The 20,696-nt window shown below is 72.0% G+C and carries 17 protein-coding genes; 5 read left to right on the forward strand and 12 right to left on the reverse strand.

The features are described from left to right. The first annotated feature begins 142 nt into the window (after nt 1-142). Nucleotides 143-1,891, forward strand: a complete 1,749-nt coding sequence (locus tag CP984_RS11615) for a chitinase (RefSeq protein ID WP_003984990.1) — start codon at nt 143-145, stop codon at nt 1,889-1,891. Between the two features lie 57 nt (nt 1,892-1,948). Here the strand turns inward: CP984_RS11615 and gatB are convergent, their stop codons facing one another. The 10 genes from gatB to gdhA all read right to left on the reverse strand — a co-directional run bounded on the left by gatB (nt 1,949) and on the right by gdhA (nt 14,253). Next, on the reverse strand, nt 1,949-3,457 hold the full coding sequence (gatB, locus tag CP984_RS11620) for an Asp-tRNA(Asn)/Glu-tRNA(Gln) amidotransferase subunit GatB (protein WP_003984989.1): 1,509 nt from the start codon (nt 3,455-3,457) through the stop codon (nt 1,949-1,951). Between the two features lie 22 nt (nt 3,458-3,479). Then, on the reverse strand, nt 3,480-3,722 hold the full coding sequence (locus CP984_RS11625; protein ID WP_003984988.1) for a hypothetical protein: 243 nt from the start codon (nt 3,720-3,722) through the stop codon (nt 3,480-3,482). Beyond that, nucleotides 3,719-5,212, reverse strand: a complete 1,494-nt coding sequence (gene gatA, locus CP984_RS11630) for an Asp-tRNA(Asn)/Glu-tRNA(Gln) amidotransferase subunit GatA (RefSeq protein WP_003984987.1) — start codon at nt 5,210-5,212, stop codon at nt 3,719-3,721. The genes CP984_RS11625 and gatA overlap by 4 nt, the downstream gene beginning before the upstream one ends. A gap of 5 nt (nt 5,213-5,217) precedes the next feature. After that, a complete protein-coding gene (gene gatC / locus CP984_RS11635) occupies nt 5,218-5,514 on the reverse strand; it encodes an Asp-tRNA(Asn)/Glu-tRNA(Gln) amidotransferase subunit GatC (protein WP_003984986.1) in 297 nt (98 codons plus the stop codon). 199 nt (nt 5,515-5,713) lie between these two features. Beyond that, on the reverse strand, nt 5,714-7,831 hold the full coding sequence (locus CP984_RS11640) for a putative bifunctional diguanylate cyclase/phosphodiesterase (RefSeq protein ID WP_003984985.1): 2,118 nt from the start codon (nt 7,829-7,831) through the stop codon (nt 5,714-5,716). A 156-nt stretch (nt 7,832-7,987) separates the two neighbouring features. Then, nucleotides 7,988-10,204, reverse strand: coding sequence for an NAD-dependent DNA ligase LigA (gene ligA / locus CP984_RS11645; RefSeq protein ID WP_003984984.1), 2,217 nt, complete (start codon nt 10,202-10,204; stop codon nt 7,988-7,990). Nucleotides 10,205-10,235: 31 nt separating this feature from the next. Further along, nucleotides 10,236-11,264, reverse strand: a complete 1,029-nt coding sequence (locus CP984_RS11650; RefSeq protein WP_003984983.1) for a methionine synthase — start codon at nt 11,262-11,264, stop codon at nt 10,236-10,238. A 175-nt stretch (nt 11,265-11,439) separates the two neighbouring features. Further along, nucleotides 11,440-12,129, reverse strand: a complete 690-nt coding sequence (locus CP984_RS11655; RefSeq protein WP_003984982.1) for an SDR family oxidoreductase — start codon at nt 12,127-12,129, stop codon at nt 11,440-11,442. 139 nt (nt 12,130-12,268) lie between these two features. Beyond that, the gene (locus CP984_RS11660; RefSeq protein WP_003984981.1) at nt 12,269-12,811 is read right to left on the reverse strand and encodes an LOG family protein; all 543 of its coding nucleotides are present in this window, start codon (nt 12,809-12,811) and stop codon (nt 12,269-12,271) included. Between the two features lie 59 nt (nt 12,812-12,870). Further along, nucleotides 12,871-14,253, reverse strand: a complete 1,383-nt coding sequence (gene gdhA, locus CP984_RS11665) for an NADP-specific glutamate dehydrogenase (protein ID WP_043978287.1) — start codon at nt 14,251-14,253, stop codon at nt 12,871-12,873. A gap of 317 nt (nt 14,254-14,570) precedes the next feature. Here gdhA and murJ point away from each other — a divergent pair, with 317 nt between their 5' ends. Further along, nucleotides 14,571-16,139: a murein biosynthesis integral membrane protein MurJ gene (gene murJ / locus CP984_RS11670; RefSeq protein WP_030179061.1), complete on the forward strand. Its 1,569-nt coding sequence runs from the start codon at nt 14,571-14,573 to the stop codon at nt 16,137-16,139. Here murJ and CP984_RS11675 read toward each other — a convergent pair. Continuing rightward, nucleotides 16,105-16,878, reverse strand: a complete 774-nt coding sequence (locus CP984_RS11675) for a VC0807 family protein (RefSeq protein ID WP_003984978.1) — start codon at nt 16,876-16,878, stop codon at nt 16,105-16,107. The genes murJ and CP984_RS11675 overlap by 35 nt on opposite strands. A gap of 250 nt (nt 16,879-17,128) precedes the next feature. Between CP984_RS11675 and CP984_RS11680 the strand changes: the two genes are divergently transcribed. Further along, complete coding sequence (locus tag CP984_RS11680) at nt 17,129-18,187, forward strand: aldo/keto reductase (RefSeq protein WP_030179059.1); 1,059 nt, start codon at nt 17,129-17,131, stop codon at nt 18,185-18,187. A 29-nt stretch (nt 18,188-18,216) separates the two neighbouring features. Here CP984_RS11680 and mnmA read toward each other — a convergent pair whose 3' ends face one another. After that, nucleotides 18,217-19,338: a tRNA 2-thiouridine(34) synthase MnmA gene (gene mnmA, locus CP984_RS11685; RefSeq protein WP_003984976.1), complete on the reverse strand. Its 1,122-nt coding sequence runs from the start codon at nt 19,336-19,338 to the stop codon at nt 18,217-18,219. A gap of 54 nt (nt 19,339-19,392) precedes the next feature. Between mnmA and CP984_RS11690 the strand changes: the two genes are divergently transcribed. Together CP984_RS11690 and CP984_RS11695 are read left to right on the forward strand one after the other, a co-directional pair. After that, entirely contained in the window at nt 19,393-20,091 is a 699-nt protein-coding gene (locus tag CP984_RS11690; RefSeq protein ID WP_003984975.1) for an N-acetylmuramoyl-L-alanine amidase, read from the forward strand. A gap of 48 nt (nt 20,092-20,139) precedes the next feature. Beyond that, on the forward strand, nt 20,140-20,694 hold the full coding sequence (locus tag CP984_RS11695) for a hypothetical protein (protein ID WP_003984974.1): 555 nt from the start codon (nt 20,140-20,142) through the stop codon (nt 20,692-20,694). Nucleotides 20,695-20,696: the final 2 nt, after the last annotated feature.

Raw genomic sequence — 20,696 nt, forward strand, 5'->3', positions numbered from 1 at the left:
CACGCCGCCAACGGACGGCCGTCCATGAACACTTCACAAACTCTTGACAACCGCATTGGTCTGGACCATTTTGTGCGCAGCGCCCGCCCCGTTCTCCGGACCCGGCGGGCGGCTCTTCCGGGCTCATCACTTGGAGACAGCCATGCCGCACCCCCTCATGTCCCGCACCCCCCGCTCCCGGCACAGACGGTGGCTCGGCACCGCCGTCACCGGGCTGGCGGCCGCCGCCCTCGCCGTCACCGGCACCGCGGCCGGCGCCTCGGCGGCCCCCCACGCCGCCGCCGGTGCCGCCGCCGACGTCAACAACGCGAAGAACCCCGGGTTCGAGTCCGGGCTCTCCGGATGGACGTGTTCGGCGGGCGCCGGTTCCACCGTGTCCTCCCCCGTGCACGGCGGCACCTCGGCCCTGAAGGCCACGCCCTCCGGTACGGACCAGGCCAAGTGCTCGCAGACCGTGGCGGTCAAGCCCAACTCCACGTACACGCTCAGCGCGTACGTCCAGGGCTCGTACGTCTACCTCGGCGCGAGCGGCACCGGTACCACCGACGTGTCCACCTGGGCCCCGGGCGCCACCACCTGGCAGCAGCTGAAGACCACCTTCACCACCGGCCCCTCCACCACCTCCGTCACCGTCTACACCCACGGGTGGTACGGGCAGGCCGCCTACTTCGCCGACGACATCAGCGTCTTCGGGCCGGACGGCGGGGGCAACGGCGACCCGGGTGACCCGGCCCCCGACGCGCCCACCGGGCTGACCGCGGGCGCGGTCACCTCGTCCTCCGTGGCGCTGTCCTGGAACCCGGCCAAGTACGCCACCGGGTACAACGTCTACCGCGACGGCGCCAAGGTCCAGGCGGTCACCGGCACCTCGGCCACCGTGACCGGCCTGAGCCCCGCCACCGCGTACCGCTTCCAGGTCGCCGCGACCAACGCGGCGGGCGAGTCCGCCAAGTCGGCCGAGGTCACCGCCACCACGTCCCCGGGTGGCGGCAACCCCGGCCCCTCCGTGCCGAAGCACGCGGTCACCGGCTACTGGCAGAACTTCAACAACGGCACGACCGTACAGAAGATCAGCGATGTGTCCGACCAGTACGACATCATCGCGGTCTCCTTCGCCGACGCCACCACCACACCCGGCGCGATCACCTTCAACCTCGACTCGGCGGGCCTGGGCGGCTACACGGTCGCGCAGTTCAAGGCCGACATCAAGGCGAAGCAGGCGGCCGGCAAGAACGTCATCCTGTCCGTCGGCGGTGAGAAAGGCACCATCTCCGTCAACGACTCCGCCTCCGCGAACAACTTCGCCAACAGCGCTTACGCGCTGATGCAGGAGTACGGCTTCAACGGCGTCGACATCGACCTCGAAAACGGCATCAACCCGACCTACATGTCGCAGGCCCTGCGCTCGCTGTCCCAGAAGGCGGGCAGCAAGCTGGTCATCACCATGGCCCCGCAGACCATCGACATGCAGTCCACCCAGGGCGGTTACTTCAAGACCGCGCTGAACATCAAGGACATCCTCACCGTCGTCAACATGCAGTACTACAACAGCGGTTCGATGCTCGGCTGCGACGGCAAGGTCTACTCGCAGGGCACCGTGGACTTCCTCACCGCCCTGGCCTGCATCCAGCTCGAAGGCGGCCTCGACCCGTCCCAGGTGGGCATCGGCGTCCCGGCCTCCACCCGCGCCGCCGGCGGCGGCTACGTGTCGCCCAGCGTCGTCAACAACGCGCTGGACTGCCTCACCAAGGGCACCGGCTGCGGCTCCTTCAAGCCCGCCAAGACCTACCCGTCCCTGCGCGGCGCCATGACCTGGTCCACCAACTGGGACGCGGCGACCGGCAACGCCTGGTCGAACGCGGTGGGACCGCACGTCCACAACCTGCCGTAAGGCAGCGAAAGGGGCGGCACACCACCGGCGTGCCGCCCCTTACCGCGTTACCGGACGTCAGCCCTCGACGCCCAGCTTCTCCAGGATCAGCTCACGGACGCGGGCCGCGTCGGCCTGGCCGCGGGTGGCCTTCATGACCGCGCCGACCAGCGCGCCGGCCGCCGCGACCTTGCCGCCGCGGATCTTGTCGGCGATGGCGGCGTTGGACTCGATCGCCTCGTCGACGGCCTTGCCCAGCGCGCCCTCGTCGGAGACGACCTTCAGGCCGCGCTTCTCGACGACGGTGTCCGGGTCGCCCTCGCCCGCGAGGACGCCCTCGATGGTCTGGCGGGCCAGCTTGTCGTTGAGCGAGCCCTCGTCGACCAGCGCCGCCACCCGCGCGACCTGCTGCGGGGTGATCGGCAGGGCGGCGAGCTCGACGCCGTCCTCGTTGGCGCGGCGGGCCAGCTCGCCCATCCACCACTTGCGGGCGGCGGCGGAGTCCGCGCCGGCCTCGGTGGTGGCGACGATCAGGTCCACGGCGCCGGCGTTCAGGATCGACTGCATGTCGTGCTCGGAGATGCCCCACTCCTCGCGCAGCCGGTTACGGCGTACGCGCGGCAGCTCGGGCAGCCCCTGGCGCAGTTCCTCGACCCACTCGCGGGACGGGGCCACCGGGACCAGGTCGGGCTCGGGGAAGTAGCGGTAGTCCTCCGCCTCCTCCTTGACCCGGCCGGGGGTGGTGGAGCCGTCCTCCTCGTGGAAGTGGCGGGTCTCCTGGATGATCGTGCCGCCCGAGGAGAGCACCGCGGCGTGCCGCTGGATCTCGAAGCGCGCGGCGCGCTCGACCGACCGGAGCGAGTTGACGTTCTTCGTCTCCGAGCGGGTGCCGAACTTCTCGGTGCCCTTGGGGCGCAGCGACAGGTTCACGTCGCAGCGCATCTGGCCCATCTCCATACGGGCCTCGGACACGCCCAGCGCCTTGATCAGCTCGCGCAGCTCGGCGACGTACGCCTTGGCGACCTCGGGGGCCCGCTCGCCCGCGCCCTGGATGGGCTTGGTGACGATCTCGATGAGCGGGATGCCGGCGCGGTTGTAGTCCAGCAGGGAGTGGGACGCGCCGTGGATACGGCCGGTGGCGCCGCCGACGTGCGTCGACTTGCCGGTGTCCTCCTCCATGTGGGCGCGCTCGATCTCCACGCGGAAGATCTCGCCGTCCTCCAGCTGGACGTCCAGGTACCCGTCGAAGGCGATGGGCTCGTCGTACTGCGACGTCTGGAAGTTCTTCGGCATGTCCGGATAGAAGTAGTTCTTCCGGGCGAAACGGCACCATTCGGCGATGGAGCAGTTCAGCGCCAGGCCGATCTTGATGGCGGACTCGACGCCGACCGCGTTGACGACCGGCAGCGAGCCGGGCATGCCGAGGCAGGTGGGGCAGGTCTGCGAGTTGGGGTCGGCGCCCAGGGCGGTCGAGCACCCGCAGAACATCTTGGTCTTGGTGCCGAGTTCGACGTGCACCTCAAGACCCATCACGGGGTCGTAGGTGGCCAGCGCGTCCTCGTACGACACCAGTTCAGTGACGGTCACGAAACTAACCTTTCAGTCCCGCTCAGCCCGCGAGCACGTCGTCGCTGTTGAGACGGCGCAGATCGCGGACCAGCAGCGCGACTCCGGTGGCGATGGCGGCGGCGGAGACGACGGCATCGAGGAGCTGGAGCTTGTCCTGCTCGCCCTTGGCCGCCTTCGCCTGCTTGATGACGCTCACCGCACCGAACAGCGTGGTGCCGATGGACAGATACGTACCGGCCTTGGACTTCTTGAAGCCCTTGGCCTTCGCGAGCTTTCCACTCACAGGGACGGTGCCTCCTCAAGCAGCGGGTGCCCCCAACGGGCGGTGAACGCGGCCTCGACCGCGGCACCGACCTTGTAGAGCCGGTCGTCGGCCATGGCAGGAGCGATGATCTGCAGACCCACCGGCAGCCCGTCCTCGGGAGCCAGGCCGCAGGGCAGCGACATGGCCGCGTTGCCTGCCAGGTTCGTCGGGATCGTGCACAGGTCGGCGAGGTACATCGCCATCGGGTCGTCGGCGCGCTCGCCGATCGGGAAGGCGGTGGTGGGCGTGGTCGGCGAGACCAGCACGTCGACCTGCTCGAAGGCCTTCTCGAAGTCCCGGGTGATGAGCGTGCGCACCTTCTGGGCGGAGCCGTAGTACGCGTCGTAGTAGCCGGAGCTGAGCGCGTACGTGCCGAGCATCACGCGGCGCTTGACCTCGGGGCCGAAGCCGGCCTCGCGGGTCAGGGCGGTGACGTCCTCGGCCGAGCGGGTGCCGTCGTCGCCGACCCGCAGGCCGTAGCGCATGGCATCGAAGCGGGCCAGGTTCGAGGAGCACTCGGAGGGCGCGATGAGGTAGTACGCCGACAGGCCGAGGTCGAAGGACGGGCAGGAGATCTCGACGATCTCCGCGCCCAGCTCGCGCAGCAGTTCCACGGACTCGTTGAAGCGCTGCATGACGCCGGCCTGGTAGTGCTCGCCGGAGAACTCCTTGACGACGCCGATGCGCATGCCCTTGACGTCGCCGTTGCGGGCCGCCTCGACGACCGGCGGGACCGGCGCGTCGATGGAGGTCGAGTCCAGCTCGTCGTGGCCGGCGATGACCTCGTGCAGCAGGGCCGCGTCCAGGACCGTACGGGCGCAGGGGCCGCCCTGGTCGAGGGACGAGGAGAACGCCACCATGCCGTAGCGGGAGACCGCGCCGTAGGTGGGCTTGACGCCGACGGTGCCGGTGACGGCGGCGGGCTGGCGGATGGAGCCGCCGGTGTCCGTGCCGATGGCGAGCGGGGCCTCGTAGGCGGCGAGGGCGGCGGAGGAGCCGCCGCCGGAGCCGCCGGGGATGCGGGTGAGGTCCCAGGGGTTGCCGGTCGGGCCGTAGGCGCTGTTCTCGGTGGAGGACCCCATGGCGAACTCGTCCATGTTGGTCTTGCCGAGGATGACGACGTCGGCGGCCTTGAGCCGCTTGGTGAGCGTCGCGTCGTACGGCGGGATCCAGCCTTCGAGGATCTTCGAGCCGACGGTGGTCGGGATGCCCTCGGTGGTGAAGATGTCCTTCAGCGCGAGCGGCACGCCGGCCAGCGGGCCGAGCTTCTCGCCGCGCTCGCGCTTGGCGTCCACGGCACGGGCCTGGGCGAGCGCGCCCTCGCGGTCCACGTGCAGGAAGGCGTGCACCTTCTCGTCGACGGCCTCGATACGGGCCAGGTGCGCCTCGGTGACCTCGACGGCGGTGACCTCACCGGCGGCGATCTTCGCCGCGATCTCGGCGGCCGTGAGCTTGATCAGATCTGCCATGTCGGTCACTCCTCCCCCAGGATCTGCGGCACCTTGAAACGCTGCTGCTCCTGGGCCGGGGCGCCGGACAGCGCCTGCTCGGGCGTCAGCGACGGACGGACCACGTCCGGGCGCATGACATTGGTCAGGGGCAGCGGGTGGGAGGTCGGCGGTACGTCTTGGTCGGCGACCTCGGAGACGCGGGCGACCGCGCCAATGATGTCGTCGAGCTGTCCGGCGAAGTGATCGAGCTCTTCGTCCTTCAGCTCCAAGCGCGCCAGCCGGGCGAGGTGGGCGACCTCCTCGCGCGTGATGCCAGGCATGCAGCGATCCTCAGGGTGAGTGTCTTGGCTGTTCTTCCAGATGTCCGGCCCAATCCTATGGCGTACGCAATAGAGGTTCGAAACGCATTCCCGGTGCGGCTCGCCGGGCGCTGCTCCCGGGGCGTACGGGGTGGGGCGGGCAGCCGTACGGAAAGGGGCCGGCCCTGTGCGGGCGGGCGGCCCGCGGGGGTGCCGGACCTCAGGTGACGCGCTGGTCGGCTTCCTCGACCGCCGCGGCGCGCTCGTGCTGGGGCTCTGTGACGGAACGCTCCGTCTCGCGCTGCCAGCCGCGCTCGCCGCGCGCCCGCAGCCAGGCGGTGGTCTCGTCCGGCGGCATCGCGGCGGCGACCAGCCAGCCCTGTACCGCGTCGCAGCCCAGGTCGCGCAGCCGCTCCCAGGTCTCGTCGTCCTCGACGCCCTCGGCGACCACCAGCAGGCCCAGCGAGTGGGCCAGGTCCAGGGTGCAGCGGACGATCTCGGCGTCCTCGTTGTCCACCGCCAGCCGGGCGACGAAGCTGCGGTCGATCTTCAGCTCGCTGACCGGGAGGCGGCGCAGGTGGACGAGGGACGAATAGCCGGTGCCGAAGTCGTCCAGGGACATCTTGACGCCGTGCCCGGTCAGCCCGGCCAGGGTGTCGGCGGCGCGCTGCGGGTCCTCCAGCAGCACATGTTCCGTTATCTCCAACTGGAGTGATCCGGGCGGCACTTGATGGCGGGCCAGCCGGGCGGCCACCGCGCCGGCGAAGCCGGGGGTGTGCACGTCGCGGGGTGAGACGTTGACCGCGACCGGCACCTCCAGGCCGGAGGCGCGCCACCGGGCCACCTGGGCGAGCGCCGTCTCCAGGACGTACTCGGTCAGGCGCGGCATCAGCCCGGAGGACTCGGCGATGGCGATGAACTCGTCCGGTGGAACCCGGCCGCGCTCCGGATGGACCCACCGGACCAGCGCCTCCAGCCCGGCCACATGCCCGTCGAAGCCCACCTTGGGCTGGTAGTGCAGCTCGACGTCACCGGCGTCGAGCGCGCGGCGCAGGTCGCCCAACAGGCCCAGGCGGTCCGGGGTGTTGCCGTCGCGCTTGGCCTCGTAGACCTCGACGCCGCTGCGGTCCCGCTTGGCCTGGTACATGGCCACGTCCGCCCGGCGCAGCAGGCCCTCGGCGTCCAGCGCGTGGTCGGGGAAGACGGCGACCCCGGCGCTGGCCTCCAGCACGAGGGTGAGTCCGTCCAGGTCCAGCGGCGAGCCGAGCGCGGCGACCAGGTTGCGGGCCACCCGCTGGGCGCTGGTCAGGGAGTCGGCGGTGGGCAGCAGGACCGCGAACTCGTCGCCGCCGAGGCGGGCGGCCTCCGCGCCGCGCGGCAGCGCGTGCCGCAGCCGGTCGGCTATCTGGAGCAGCAGCCGGTCGCCGGCCAGGTGGCCGAGCGTGTCGTTCACCGAACGGAAGCGGTCGAGGTCGATCAGGACCAGGGCGGAACGGGCGCCGATACGCTCGGCGTCGTCCAGCGCGGTCCATGTGCGCTCCAGCAGCCACTGCCGGTTGGGCAGGCCGGTCAGCGGGTCGCGCAGCTGCTCCTCGGCGCGGGCGCGGGCGATCCACAAGGTGGAGTCCAGGGCGATCAGCGGGACCGCGAACATCGGCAGCAGGAACGGCGCGTGCACGGCGGCGACCACGATCAGCGGCGAGATGCCCAGCAGCGCCACGCCGACCAGGGCCTGCCGGGCCAGCGCCGTCCGGGCGATGCTGGGCAGGCCGCCGCTGCGCGGCGCCATCGTGAACCACAGCAGGGAGCGGGTGACCAGGAGATAGGCGACCGCCGCGACCAGGATGTCCGGCAGGACGGACAGGTCCCAGGCCGCGGGCTGCCACGGGTGCTCGATGGTCGGTACGACATGGAAGGCGGCGAGGCCCAGCGCCGCGGCGCCGATCCCGAGGACGTCCACCGCGCCGTGCAGCAGGGCCTGTCGCCAGCGGTGCCGGCGGGCCGCGCCGACCAGGAGGACGACGGCCACGCTCACCAGGACGGCGGGCACCCAGCCGTACAGCAGCAGGACGGCGAGGGCCAGGGCCGCGCCCGAGCCGGTGCCGCCCCACCAGCGGTCGCGGCCGAGTGCGACCAGATGGCCCACGATCACGCCGGTGAGGATGGCCAGGGCCCAGCCGACGGCGCCTTCCGGGAAGAGCGCCCGGCCGGCGCCGAGCGTCCGGACCACTCCCGCCGCGAGCGCGCCGCCCGCCGCCAGCACGACGGCCGCGGGCAGCGCGGGCACGACGAGCCGGCCAAGCCGCGACGCCGGAGCGGCGCTGTCGGTCGGTTTCATTCCGATACCTCTCACAGCCGGCTGTGCCCGCGCCACGGCAGGCGCACACCTCAACAGTAGGCCGCAGAAGGCCGCCACGGGCAGCGATCGGCAGCGGTTGCCCGAATGCGACCCGGCCATCCGGAACCATCTGCTATGCGCCGATGAGGTGACTCCTCACTCGCCCTCAGGCGGAGTGACAGCTACCGCTCGTGCTTCATCGGGACCCTGCTCCAGCAGCACCGCGAAGCCGTCATCGTCCAGCACAGGCACCTTCAACTGCATGGCCTTGTCGTACTTCGAACCAGGATTGTCTCCCACCACCACGAAACCGGTCTTCTTCGATACCGAACCGGTCACCTTCGCTCCGAGCCGCTGCAGGGCTTCTTTCGCGCCATCTCTGGTGTGTGACTGAAGTGTGCCCGTTACAACGACGGTGACGCCTTCCAGAGGCCGCGGGCCTTCATCTTCGGCAGATTGCTCCTCCATCCGGACACCGGCGGCCCGCCACTTCTCCACGATCTCGCGGTGCCAGTCCTCGGCGAACCACTGCTTGAGCGAGGCCGCGATGGTCGCGCCGACCCCTTCGACGGCGGCCAGCTCCTCCTCGCTCGCATCCCTGATCCGGTCCAGCGAACGGAACTCCATGGCCAGCGCCTGGGCCGCCACCGGGCCGACATGACGGATCGACAGACCGGTCAGGATGCGCGCCAGCGGGCGCTCCTTGGCCGCCTGGATGTTCTCCAGCATCGCCAGGGCGTTCTTCTTCGGCTCGCCCTTCTGGTTGGCGAAGAAGGTGACGACCTTCTCCTCGCCCGTCTTGGGGTCCCGCTTGGGCAGGCCGCTGTCCGGGTCCAGGACATGGGACTTGATGGGCAGCAGCTGCTCGATGGACAGGTTGAAGAGGTCGCCCTCGTCCTTCAGCGGCGGCTCGGCGGGCTCCAGGGGCTGGCTGAGCGCCGTGGCGGCCACATAGCCGAAGTTCTCGATGTCCAGGGACTTGCGGCCGGCCAGGTAGAACAGCCGCTCGCGGATCTGGGCGGGGCAGGAGCGGGCGTTGGGGCAGCGCAGGTCGACGTCGCCCTCCTTGGCGGGCTGGAGCGCCGTACCGCACTCGGGGCACTCGGCGGGCATCACGAACTCCCGCTCGCTGCCGTCCCGCAGGTCCACCACGGGCCCCAGGATCTCCGGGATCACGTCGCCCGCCTTGCGCAGCACGACCGTGTCGCCGATGTAGACGCCCTTGGCCTTGACCACGTCCTGGTTGTGGAGCGTGGCGAACTCGACCTCGGAGCCGGCGACAGTGACCGGCTCGACCACGGCGTACGGCGTGACGCGGCCGGTGCGGCCGACGCCGACGCGGATGTCCACCAGCTTGGTGTTGACCTCCTCCGGCGGGTACTTCCACGCGATCGCCCAGCGGGGGGCGCGCGAGGTGGAGCCGAGGCGGCCCTGCAGAGCGATCTCGTCGAGCTTGACGACCGTGCCGTCGATCTCGTGGGCGACGGCGGTGCGCCGGGTCTCCGGGTCGCCGTAGCGCTTGATGAAGTCGCGCACGGCCTCCAGGGAGTCCACGACCTCGTTGTGGTCGGAGGTGGGCAGGCCCCATTCGCGCAGCAGGTCGTACGCGTGCGACTGGCAGTCGATGTCGAAGCCCTCGCGGGCGCCGATGCCGTGCACGACCATGTGGAGCGGGCGGGTGGCCGTGACCTTGGGGTCCTTCTGGCGCAGCGAGCCCGCTGCGGCGTTGCGCGGGTTGGCGAACGGGGGCTTGCCGTCGGCGACCAGCCGCTCGTTCAGTTCGAGGAACTTCTCCATGGGGAAGTAGACCTCGCCGCGGACCTCCACCAGCTCCGGGACGCGGTCGCCCTTGAGGCGGTCGGGGATCTCGGTGATGGTGCGGACGTTGGGCGTGATGTCCTCACCCGTACGGCCGTCGCCGCGGGTGGCGGCGCGGGTGAGCCGGCCGTTCTCGTACGTCAGGTTGACCGCGAGGCCGTCGACCTTCAGCTCGCACAGGAAGTGGTAGCCGGCGCTCTTGGGGTCGCCGCCCAGCTCCGTCGCGATCCGCTCGGCCCAGGCCGCCAGCTCCTCGTCGTCGAAGGCGTTGTCCAGCGAGAGCATCCGCTCGCGGTGGGCGACCTCGGTGAACTCGGTCTCGTACTGCCCGGCGACCTTCTGGGTCGGTGAGTCGGGCGTGCGCAGCTCCGGGTGCTTCTCCTCCAGCGCCTCCAGCGAGCGGAGCAGCTTGTCGAACTCCGCGTCGCTGATGACGGGGGCGTCCCTGACGTAATAGCGGAAGCGGTGCTCCTCGATCTGCTCGGCCAGATGGGCGTGCTCTTCCCGCGCCTTCGCGGGCACCGCGTGCCCCGCCTGCTGCTCTTCGCCGGCCACCGTTACGTCCTCCCGTGGTCCTTGAGTGCCGTCACTCAGGGTTGTCTGCGAGCGATCTCGCGGCCCGGACGCAGTGGGCGAGGGCCGTACGGGCATATGCGGGCGAAGCGCCCGCCAGTCCGCACGACGGGGTGACCACCACGGACTCGGCGAGAATCCCCGGCGACAGCCCCAGCCTGCGCCACAGCGTCCTGACACCCATGACGCTACCGGCAGGGTCTGACAATGGGCCGTCCACGCCCGGCACCACGCCCGCCAGCAGTGTCGTGCCGCCCTCGACCGCCTCGCCGACCGCCTCCTCCTCACGCTCGGTGAGCAGCCCGAAATCGAACGAAATGCCGGAGACGCCGGCGCGGCGCAGCAGGGCGAAGGGGACGTCCGGGGCGCAGGAGTGGACGATCACCGGTACGTCGCCGGCGGCAGTGATCAGATCACGCAGGGCGCCCTCCACGACGGCGCGGTCCACCGCGCGGTGCGTGCGGTAGCCGCTCGCCGTCTTCACCGCGCCCCGCAGGACGGCGGTCAGGGACGGCTCGTCCAGCTGGAGCACGGGGCGCGCGCCGGGCACCCGGCGCCGCAGGTCGGCGAGGTGCGCGCGCACGCCCTCGGTCAGCGACGCGGTCAGGTCCCGGCAGGCGCCGGGGTCGCCGAGGGCGGCCTCGCCGTTGCGCAGCTCCAGGGCGGCGGCCAGGGTCCAGGGGCCGACCACCGAGACCTTGAGGTCGCCCTCGTAGCCCTGGGTGAACTCCTCCAGCGCGTCCAGGTCCTCGCCCATCCAGGACCGGGCGCGCCGGGTGTCCCGGCCGGGCCGGTCGCTGATGCGCCAGCCGCTCGGCTCCACGTGGGCGTACACCTCGACGAGGAGGCCGGCGGTCCGGCCGATCATGTCGGCGCCGGGCCCGCGGGCGGGCAGCTCCGGCAGGTACGGCAGCGTCTCCAGCGAGCCGGTCACGGTCCTGGCGGCCTCGCGGGCGTCGCCGCCCGGCATCGAGCCGATACCGGTGGCGGTACCGGTGCCGGCATGGCCGGCGAAGCGGGCGGGGGTGTTGTTCTCGGTCACCGTCCGAGGGTAAGTGGTCCCGTGTCCGGCGGCGGGGGGCCGGGTGGGCTGCCCGGGCCCGGACCCGCACCGACGGCCGGATCATGGACCGTCACCGATGTCCTCAATCGCCGGACGGGCTTGCTTTTGCCGGGCGAAGCCTTTCACCGGGCCCGGCACCCGGAGGTACGCCGCCTTACCGCCCCGGACGCACCGTCACATCGTTGATCTCCGCGTCCCGCGGCAGGTCGAGCGCGGTCAGCATGGTGGTGGCGACCGACTCCGGGTCGATCCACTGCGAGGCGTCGTACTCCCGGCCCTCCTGGCGGAAGACGCTCTCCTGCATGGGGGTGGCGGTGCGGCCCGGGTAGACGGAGGTCACCCGTACGCCGTTGCCGTGCTCCTCGGCGCGCAGCGAGTCGGCCAGCGCCTTCAGGCCGTGCTTGCTGGCGGCGTACGCGCCCCACTGGGGGCCCGCGTTCAGGCCGGCGCCCGAGTTGACGAAGATCACGTGGCCCTTGGCGGTCCGCAGCTGCGGGAGGAACTGGCGGGTCAGCTCGGCCGGCGAGAGGAGGTTCGCGGCGAGCGTGCGCTGCCATGCCTTGGGGCCGAGGTCGCCGATCGCGCCCAGTTCGACGACGCCCGCGATGTGCATCAGGGAGTCCAGCCGGTCCGGCAGCGACTGCTTGCCGAAGGCCCAGTCCAGCTTCTCGGGGGTGGCGAGGTCGCCGACCACCGTCCGGGCCCCGGGGAACTGCCCGGCCAGCTCCTTGGCGCGGCCGGCGTCGCGTGCCAGCAGCCACAGCTCCTCGCCGCGGTCCGCGAGCCGCCGCGCGACCGCCGCTCCGATGCCCGATCCTGCGCCCGTGATCAAGTGCGTACCCATGGGGCGATCCTAACGACGGGCGGCGGGCCGGGGCGGGCGCGTCCGCGCGGAGCGGAATCACGGGTTCCGGGACGAGGTGGCCGGACCCGCCGCCCCGTGGGCCCGGCTCCGTACGCCCCGCTCCGTACCCCCGTCCCCGTCAGCCCTGGATGCCCGCCTGCTCCTCCAGGTACGCCAGCGCGCCGGCCCCGTCCTCCGCGAAGAACACCAGCTCCGTGAGCGGCAGCGGGAGGAAGCCCTCGTCCTCCATGCGCTGGAACTGCTCCTTGAGGCCGTCGTAGAAACCGGCGGTGTTCAGGAGCACGACGGGCTTGGTGTGCAGGCCGTGCTTCTTCAGCTCCAGGATCTCGGTGGCCTCGTCGAGCGTGCCGGTGCCGCCGACCATGACGACGATCGCGTCGGCGCGCGCCAGCAGCTCGGCCTTGCGCTCGGCGAGGTCCTTGGTGATCACCATGTCGTCGACCCCGGGCCGCACCTTGTGCGCGAGGAAGTCCACCGAGACGCCGACGAGCCGGCCGCCCGCCGTCTCCACGCCGTCGGCCATGACCTTCATCAGGCCGGTGTCCGAGCCGCCCCACACCAGCGCGTGGCCGCCCTTGCCGATCAGCTCGGCGAACTCCCGCGCGGGGGTGGTGTAGCGGGCGTCGAGGTCGGCGGCGGAGCAGAAGACACAGATGTTCATACCGGTCACTCTACGAGCCGCCACCGACATCGCCGCGGCGCCCGGTCAGGGGCCGGCCGTCAGATCAGCCCCTGCGCCATCATCGCCTCCGCCACCCGCTCGAAGCCCGCGATGTTCGCGCCCGTGACGTAGTCCCCGGGCGCCCCGAAGCGCTCAGCGGTCTCGGCGCACGTGTCGTGGATGGTGCGCATGATCGTCGCGAGTTCGCCCTCGGTGCGCTCGAAGGTCCAGGACTCGCGGCCGGAGTTCTGGCGCATCTCCAGCGCGCTGGTGGCCACGCCGCCCGCGTTGGCGGCCTTGCCCGGCCCGAAGGCCACCCCGGCCTCCTGGAGGAGGGCCACCGCCTCGGGCGTGGTGGGCATGTTGGCGCCCTCGGAGACGGCCTTGACGCCGTTGCGCACCAGGATGCGCGCGGCGTCCGCGTCCAGTTCGTTCTGGGTGGCGGACGGCAGCGCCACATCACACGCCACGTCCCACACCCGCCCGCCGGGCACGTACCGGGCCGAAGCGCCGCGCCGGTCGGCGTACTCCTCGATACGGCCCCGCTCGACCTCCTTGACCTGCTTGAGCAGGGCGAGGTCGATGCCCTTCTCGTCGATGACGTAGCCGCCGGAGTCCGAGCAGGTCAGCACGTTCGCGCCGAGCGCCTGCGCCTTCTCGATGGTGTAGATCGCGACATTGCCGGAGCCGGAGACCACGACCTGCTGCCCGTCCAGGTCCTCGTCGCGCCGCCGCAGCATCTCGGCGGTGAACAGCACGTTGCCGTAGCCGGTGGCCTCCGTGCGCGCCGTGGAGCCGCCCCAGCCGAGGCCCTTGCCGGTCAGCACCCCGGCCTCCCAGCGGTTGGTGATCCGCCGGTACTGGCCGAAGAGGTAGCCGATCTCCCGGCCGCCGACGCCGATGTCGCCCGCCGGTACGTCGGTGTGCTCGCCCAGGTGCCGGTGCAGCTCGGTCATGAAGGACTGGCAGAAGCGCATCACCTCGGCGTCGGAGCGGCCGTGCGGGTCGAAGTCGCTGCCGCCCTTGCCGCCGCCGATGTTCAGGCCGGTGAGCGCGTTCTTGAAGATCTGCTCGAAGCCGAGGAACTTGACGATGCCGAGGTTGACGGAGGGGTGGAAGCGCAGCCCGCCCTTGTAGGGCCCGAGCGCGCTGTTGAACTCCACCCGGAAGCCGCGGTTGATGTGGACGGTGCCCGCGTCGTCCTGCCACGGCACGCGGAAGACGATCTGGCGCTCCGGCTCGCAGATCCGTTCCACGATCTTGGCCTCGGCGTACTCGGGACGGGCCGCCAGCGCCGGGGCGAGGGTCCCCAGCACTTCGAGGGCGGCCTGGTGGAACTCGGGTTCCCCGGGGTTGCGGCGCACCAGTTCCTTGTGCAGCCGCTCCAGTGACACCGCTGTTCCGCGGCCGGCCGCACCGGTTCCGGCGTGAACTGTCGACATGTCTTTCTTCCCTTCGTGGCCGGCGAAGGGCCTCCGGCGGCCCGGACCCGCGCGAAGGCGCCACGATCCGGCCGGGCGGCCCTCGGGCGTCCCGTCGCTGCCGCCGAGCCTATGGGCACGCGGGCCGCCGGGGGCCACCGGGGCGGAAGTCGCGTTTGGTGAAGTCCTGGGTTTAGGTTGCCGTCATGGTGGAGGGAACGCGTACGCATACGCACAGGAAGAACACGGCGGACAACACCGGGGACGGGGGTGTGAACGCCGCATTAAGCGATGAATCCGGCCCGCCCTCCGGCAGCCTGCGCCGCTCCTCGCTCCTGATGGCCGCGGGCACGGTCGTCTCCCGGGCGACGGGCCTGTTCCGGGGCGTCCTCCAGGCCGCCGCCCTCGGTACGGGGCTGCTGGCCACCACGTACAACACGGCGAACCTGGTCCCGATGAGCCTGTACACGCTGCTGATCGGCGGCGCGCTCAACGCCGTGCTCGTGCCGCAGCTCGTCCGGGCCAGGGCGGAGCACCCGGACGGCGGGCGGGCGCACGAACAGCGGCTGGTCACCCTCGTGCTGACGGTCCTCGGCATCGGCACGCTGCTCGCGGTGTGGGCGGCGCCCGGGATCGTGAGCCTGTATACGACGGACACTCCGGAGAACCACGCCGCCTACGAACTGACCGTCGTCTTCGCCCGGTTCCTGCTGCCGCAGATCTTCTTCTACGGGGTGTACGGCATCTTCGGGCAAGTGCTCAACGCGCGTGGCAAGTTCGGCGCGATGATGTGGACGCCGGTGCTCAACAACGTCGTCCTGATCGCCATGTTCGGCGCGTACGTGGGCCTGCTGACCATTCCGGAGACGGTGGCGGAGATCACCGACGCGCAGGTGCGGCTGCTCGGCGTCGGCACCACGCTCGGCATCGCCCTCCAGGCGCTCGCTCTGATCCCCTACGCGCGCGAAGCCGGGTTCCGCTTCCGGCCGCGCTTCGACTGGCGCGGCACCGGGCTGCGCAAGAGCGCCAACGCGGCACGCTGGACGCTGCTGTTCGTGCTGGTCAACCTGGTCTCGATGACGATCGTCGCGCACTACGCGACCGCCGCCGACCAGGAACTCCCCAAGGACGGCGTCGGCTTCTCCTCGTACAGCTACGCCCAGAACATCTGGGGGCTGCCGCAGTCCATCGTCACCGTCTCGCTGATCACCGCGCTGCTGCCCCGGATGACCCGGGCGGTCGCCGAGCAGCGCTTGGACGACCTGCGCGGCGACCTCTCCCGCGCGCTGCGCCTCAGTGGCGCGGTCATCGTCCCGGCCGCCGTCTTCTTCGTGGCCTTCGGCCCGGAGATGGCGCAGCTGCTGTACGCGCACGGCGCCGCCAGCGCCGAGTCCGCCGTGCCGCTGGGGCAGATGCTCCAGGCCCTCGGGCTGGGCCTGATCCCGTTCTCCGCCCAGTCGCTGCTGCTGCGCGGCTTCTACGCCTTCGAGGACACCCGTACGCCGTTCCTGCTGGCCGTGTGCATCTCCGGCGTCAACATCGCGCTCGCCACCGCCTGCCACCTGCTGCTGCCGGCCCGGTGGGCGGTCACCGGGATGGCCGCCGCATACGCCGTGGCGTACGCCGTCGGGCTGCTGGCCAGCGCGTTCCTGCTGCGCCGTCGGCTGGAGGGCCGGCTCGACGGGCGCCGGCTGAGCCGTACGTACGGCAAGCTGACCGGTGCCGCGCTGGCCGCCGGGGCGGTGGGCTGGGCGGCGGCCCACGCCTGTGCCGGTGCCACCGGGGACGCTTTCTGGTCCACGGCGCTCGCCCTCGCCGCCGGGGCCGCGACCATGGCCCTGCTCTTCCTGCTGCTGGCCCGCGTGCTGCGGATCACCGAGCTGCGGTCCCTGCCGGGGCTGCGCTGACCTCGGGGGCCGGGGCGTCGGCCGGGGCGGGAGCCGCCTCGGCCGCCGCCTCGGCCCGTACCAGCTTCTCCATCTTGTCGATGCCGATCACCCCACTGGCCACGATGGCGAGCACCATCGCCGCCATCAGCATCACCGTGCCCAGCCACACCATCGTGTCCACGGGCAGCGTGAATGCGCCGATCACCCGGGCCACGCACTCGCCCAGCAGGGCCGCGCCCCACACCGCGGAGTGCCGGCGCTGCACCCGCCGGAACCACGCTGACTCCGCGGTCAGCCGGTCCCACGCGGCGCTCCTGGCCGCGTCCCCCTTGGTGATCCACGGCTTGAGCACCGGCGCCATCAGCGGCCGCCCGATCAGCGCGGACACCAGCACCGCCAGGCCGAAGGTGCTGCTCACGGCGCTGTCCTTGGCCATCATCAGCCGCTCGTCGCCGGCCACCAGGCTGAGCAGCAGGCCGATGATGTTCGTCGCCGTCATCAGGGTGGCCACCGCGTTGAGGCGGCGCTCCCTGACCAGGCTCCACAGCGAGCGGGCGGCCGGCAGCGCGCCGCTCCAGGCCAGGGCGGCCAGGGTGCTCAGGCCGAAGGCGCCGGTGAGGAGGTAGTACGACGCGATCGGGACGCCGGCGTCCAGGAGCAGCGCCCGCGGGCCCTCCAGCTTCGGGCGGGGCGCGGGGGCCGTGGCCGTACCGGTGCCGGGGGCCGCTTCCGTGCCGCTGCGGGTCTGGCTGTCCATGGGTCCTCCGGGTCGCTGTCCGCGCCGTCCGTCCGTGACGACGCCCTCAGCTTCGCCCGCGCGCCCCGTGCCACGGCAGGACCGCCTGTAACGGCTTCGCCGTGACATTTGTCAGGGTCCGGCCCGCCCGGTGCCCGCCCGACCGGCAAGGCGCTTGCCCTGGAGGGCACTCCAGCTCCTAGCGTCTGATCCAGGACCCGAGTGATCCACGATCCGAGTGATCCACGACCCGAGCGAGAGGGAACCCTTCGTGCGTTACACACTGTTCGGCAGGACCGGTCTGCGGGTGAGCGAGCTGAGCCTCGGCGCCATGACCATCGGCTCCGACTGGGGCTGGGGCGCCTCGAAGGACACCAGTGCGCGGATCGTCGACGCCTACGAGGACGCGGGCGGCAACTTCATCGACACCGCCAACAACTACACCGACGGCAGCGCCGAGACGATCCTCGGCGAACTGCTCGAAGGCCGCCGGGACCGCTTCGTCCTGGCCAGCAAGTACACCTGCGCCACCCGTCAGGGCGACCCGAACGCGGCGGGCAACCACCGCAAGAATCTGGTGCAGTCGGTCGAACAGAGCCTGGCCCGGCTGCGCACCGACCACCTCGACGTCCTGTGGGTGCACGCGCGGGACAACTTCACCCCGGTCGAGGAGGTGATGCGCGCGCTGGACGACGTCGTACGGTCCGGCAAGGTGCACTACGTCGGCGTGTCCGACTGGCCGGCCTGGGAGATCGCGCAGGCCAACACCCTCGCCGAGCTGCGCGGCTGGACCGCGTTCGCGGGCTCGCAGCTGCGCTACAGCCTGCTGGAGCGCACACCGGAACGGGAGCTGCTCCCCCAGGCGCGCGCCTTCGACCTGGCCGTACTGGCCTGGGCCCCGCTGGCGGCCGGCAAGCTCACCGGCAAGTACCGGCGCGGCGAGCGCGGCCGGCTGGACGTGACCGGCGAGGGCGGCCACGCGTCGGAGCAGGAGGAGGCGACGGTCACGGCGGTGCTGGAGGTCGCGGAGCAGGGCGGCTGGAGCCCGGCGCAGGTGGCGCTGGCCTGGCTGCGGCAGCGCCCCGGCAACATCATTCCGATCATCGCCGCGACCAAGGAGAGCCAGCTCGCCGACAACCTCGCGAGCGTGGACGTGGAGCTGGACGCCGACGCGCTGCGGCGGCTCGACGAGGTGAGCGCCGTGCCGCTGGGCTTCCCGCACGACTTCCTGGCGGAGCCCGCGATCACGCAGAACGTGTACGGCGACCGCTGGGAGGCCGTGCAGGACCGGCGGACCACCTACCGCCGGTCGGTGCACGGCGTGCTCTGAGAGACCTGACCGCGGCCCGCGCCCGCCGGTCAGGCCACCGCGCGGGCGCGGTCCGTCGTCGCGATCGTCGCCGAGCCCACCACGCGCGTGCCGTCGTACAGCACGATGGCCTGGCCGGGGGCGACGCCGCGGACCGGCTCGGCGAAGGTGACGCGCAGCCCGCCGTCGACGGGCTCGGCGGTGACCTCGGTCTCGCCGCCGTGGGCGCGCAGCTGGGCGGTGTACGTGCCGGGGCCGGTGGGCGCGGCGCCGCACCAGCGCGGGCGTACGGCGGTCAGCGCGGTCACGTCCAGGGACTCGGCGGGGCCCACCGTGACGGTGTTGTCGACCGGGGAGATGTCCAGGACGTAGCGCGGCTTGCCGTCCGGGGCCGGGGTGCCGATGCGCAGGCCCTTGCGCTGGCCGATGGTGAAGCCGTACGCGCCCTCGTGGGTGCCGACCTTGGCTCCGGACTCGTCGACGATGTCGCCCTCGGCCCGGCCCAGCCGCTTGGCGAGGAAGCCCTGGGTGTCGCCGTCGGCGATGAAGCAGATGTCGTGGCTGTCCGGCTTCTTGGCGACGAACAGGCCGCGCCGGGCGGCCTCCTCGCGGATCTCCGCCTTGGTGGTGAGCGTGTCGCCGAGCGGGAACATGGCGTGTGCGAGCTGCCGGTCGTCCAGCACGCCGAGGACGTAGGACTGGTCCTTGGCCATGTCGGAGGCGCGGTGCAGCTCGCGGCCGCCGTCCGGGCGCTCCACGATCGTGGCGTAGTGGCCGGTGCAGACCGCGTCGAAGCCGAGGGCGAGCGCCTTGTCCAGCAGCGCGGCGAACTTGATCTTCTCGTTGCAGCGCAGGCAGGGGTTGGGCGTGCGGCCCGCCTCGTACTCCGCGAAGAAGTCCTCGACGACGTCCTCGCGGAAGCGTTCGGCGAGGTCCCAGACGTAGAACGGGATGCCGATGACATCGGCGGCGCGGCGCGCGTCGTGCGAGTCCTCGATCGTGCAGCAGCCGCGGGCGCCGGTGCGGAAGGACTTCGGGTTCTCGGAGAGCGCGAGGTGCACACCGGTCACGTCGTGGCCCGCCTCGGCGGCGCGGGCGGCGGCGACGGCGGAGTCGACACCGCCGGACATGGCGGCGAGCACGCGGAGGCGGCGGGGAGCGTCAGTCGTCATAACCACTCCAGGGTAGACGGAACCAGTGACGGGCCCCCAAGCGTTGTGCAGCGCATGGGAGACGCGGGGGAAGCCGGCCGGGCCGGCGGCGGCAGCGGCCAGGGGTTCAGCAGACGCGCCCTGCTGCTCGGCGGCGCCGGCACGGTCGTGGCCGGCGGCGCCGTGTACGCACTGCACGGCGAGGTGGCGCGCTGGTGGTGGCAGCTGCCGGGCCGCAAGAAGCCGCGGACGGACGGCGCGGTGGACTACACCTCCGCGCGCTGGGTCCCGGCCGCCCCGGCGAACTGGCGCCAGGCCGACCGCCCCGACGACTACCCGATCGACCGGGTCGTCATCCACGTCGTCCAGGGGGGCTACACGGACGCCCTGCGCGTCTTCCAGAGCCCGACGCACGGCGCCGCCGCGCATTACGTGGTGCGCAAGGACGGGGTGGTGGCGCAGACGGTGCGGGAGCTGGACGTGGCGTACCACGCGGGCAACCGCGCGTACAACGAGCGCAGCATCGGCATCGAGCACGAGGGCTTCGTGGACCGCCCGGAATCCTTCACCCCTGCCATGTACGCATCATCGGCGCGGCTGACCGCCGGGATCTGCCGCCGCTACGGCTTCCCCGCCGACCGGCAGCACATCGTGGGCCATGTGGAGGTACCGGGCACCGACCACACCGATCCCGGGCCACACTGGAACTGGCGGCTGTACCTGGACCTGGTGCGCGCCGAGCTGAGCCGCCCTTCCCCGGCATCGGGGGCGTGACAGGGGCGCGCCAGGGCGCCGCCGCGCCCCACGTGGAACGGACCCCTCATGGCGTACGACAGAGCCCCGGCCGCCGGGCGCACGGGCCACGGCCCCGGGCCCGGCCTCGCCGAGGACCGGGTCTTCGGCCGGATCGGCCTGGACCTGGACGCGGCGGCGGGCCTGCTGACGGTGCGCGGCGAGCGGGTGCCGACGGCCGAGCTGCGCCGGGCCCCGGAGGCCGTACCGGACGGGTCCGTACCGATCGGCACCCGCGACGCCGCCGCTCTCCGGCTGACCATCGACGGCCGCCCCGGGCACATCGCCCCCGGCCAGGGGCGGTGGACCCGGCGCTCCCACCGGGTGGACGTGATCTACGGCGGCATCCTCTACCGGCTGCTGCCGGACTCGCCCAGCGGCAGCCGTCTGGTCAAGGACGGCCGCCGGATCGCGGACTTCTCCTCGGACGGCGCCGGGCATGTGTGGGCCGACTGGCACCAGGACGTGGCGCCGCCGCTGCGCGAGGACGCCGCGGTCGGGTACGCCCTCGCCACGGCGTTCGGCACCGGCGCCGAGCCGTCCTGGCGGCTGCTCGTCCGGGCCGTGGCCGACCGGGTCCGGTGAGC

Origin of the sequence: Streptomyces rimosus (genome assembly GCF_008704655.1) — a bacterium.
GTDB lineage: Bacteria > Actinomycetota > Actinomycetes > Streptomycetales > Streptomycetaceae > Streptomyces > Streptomyces rimosus.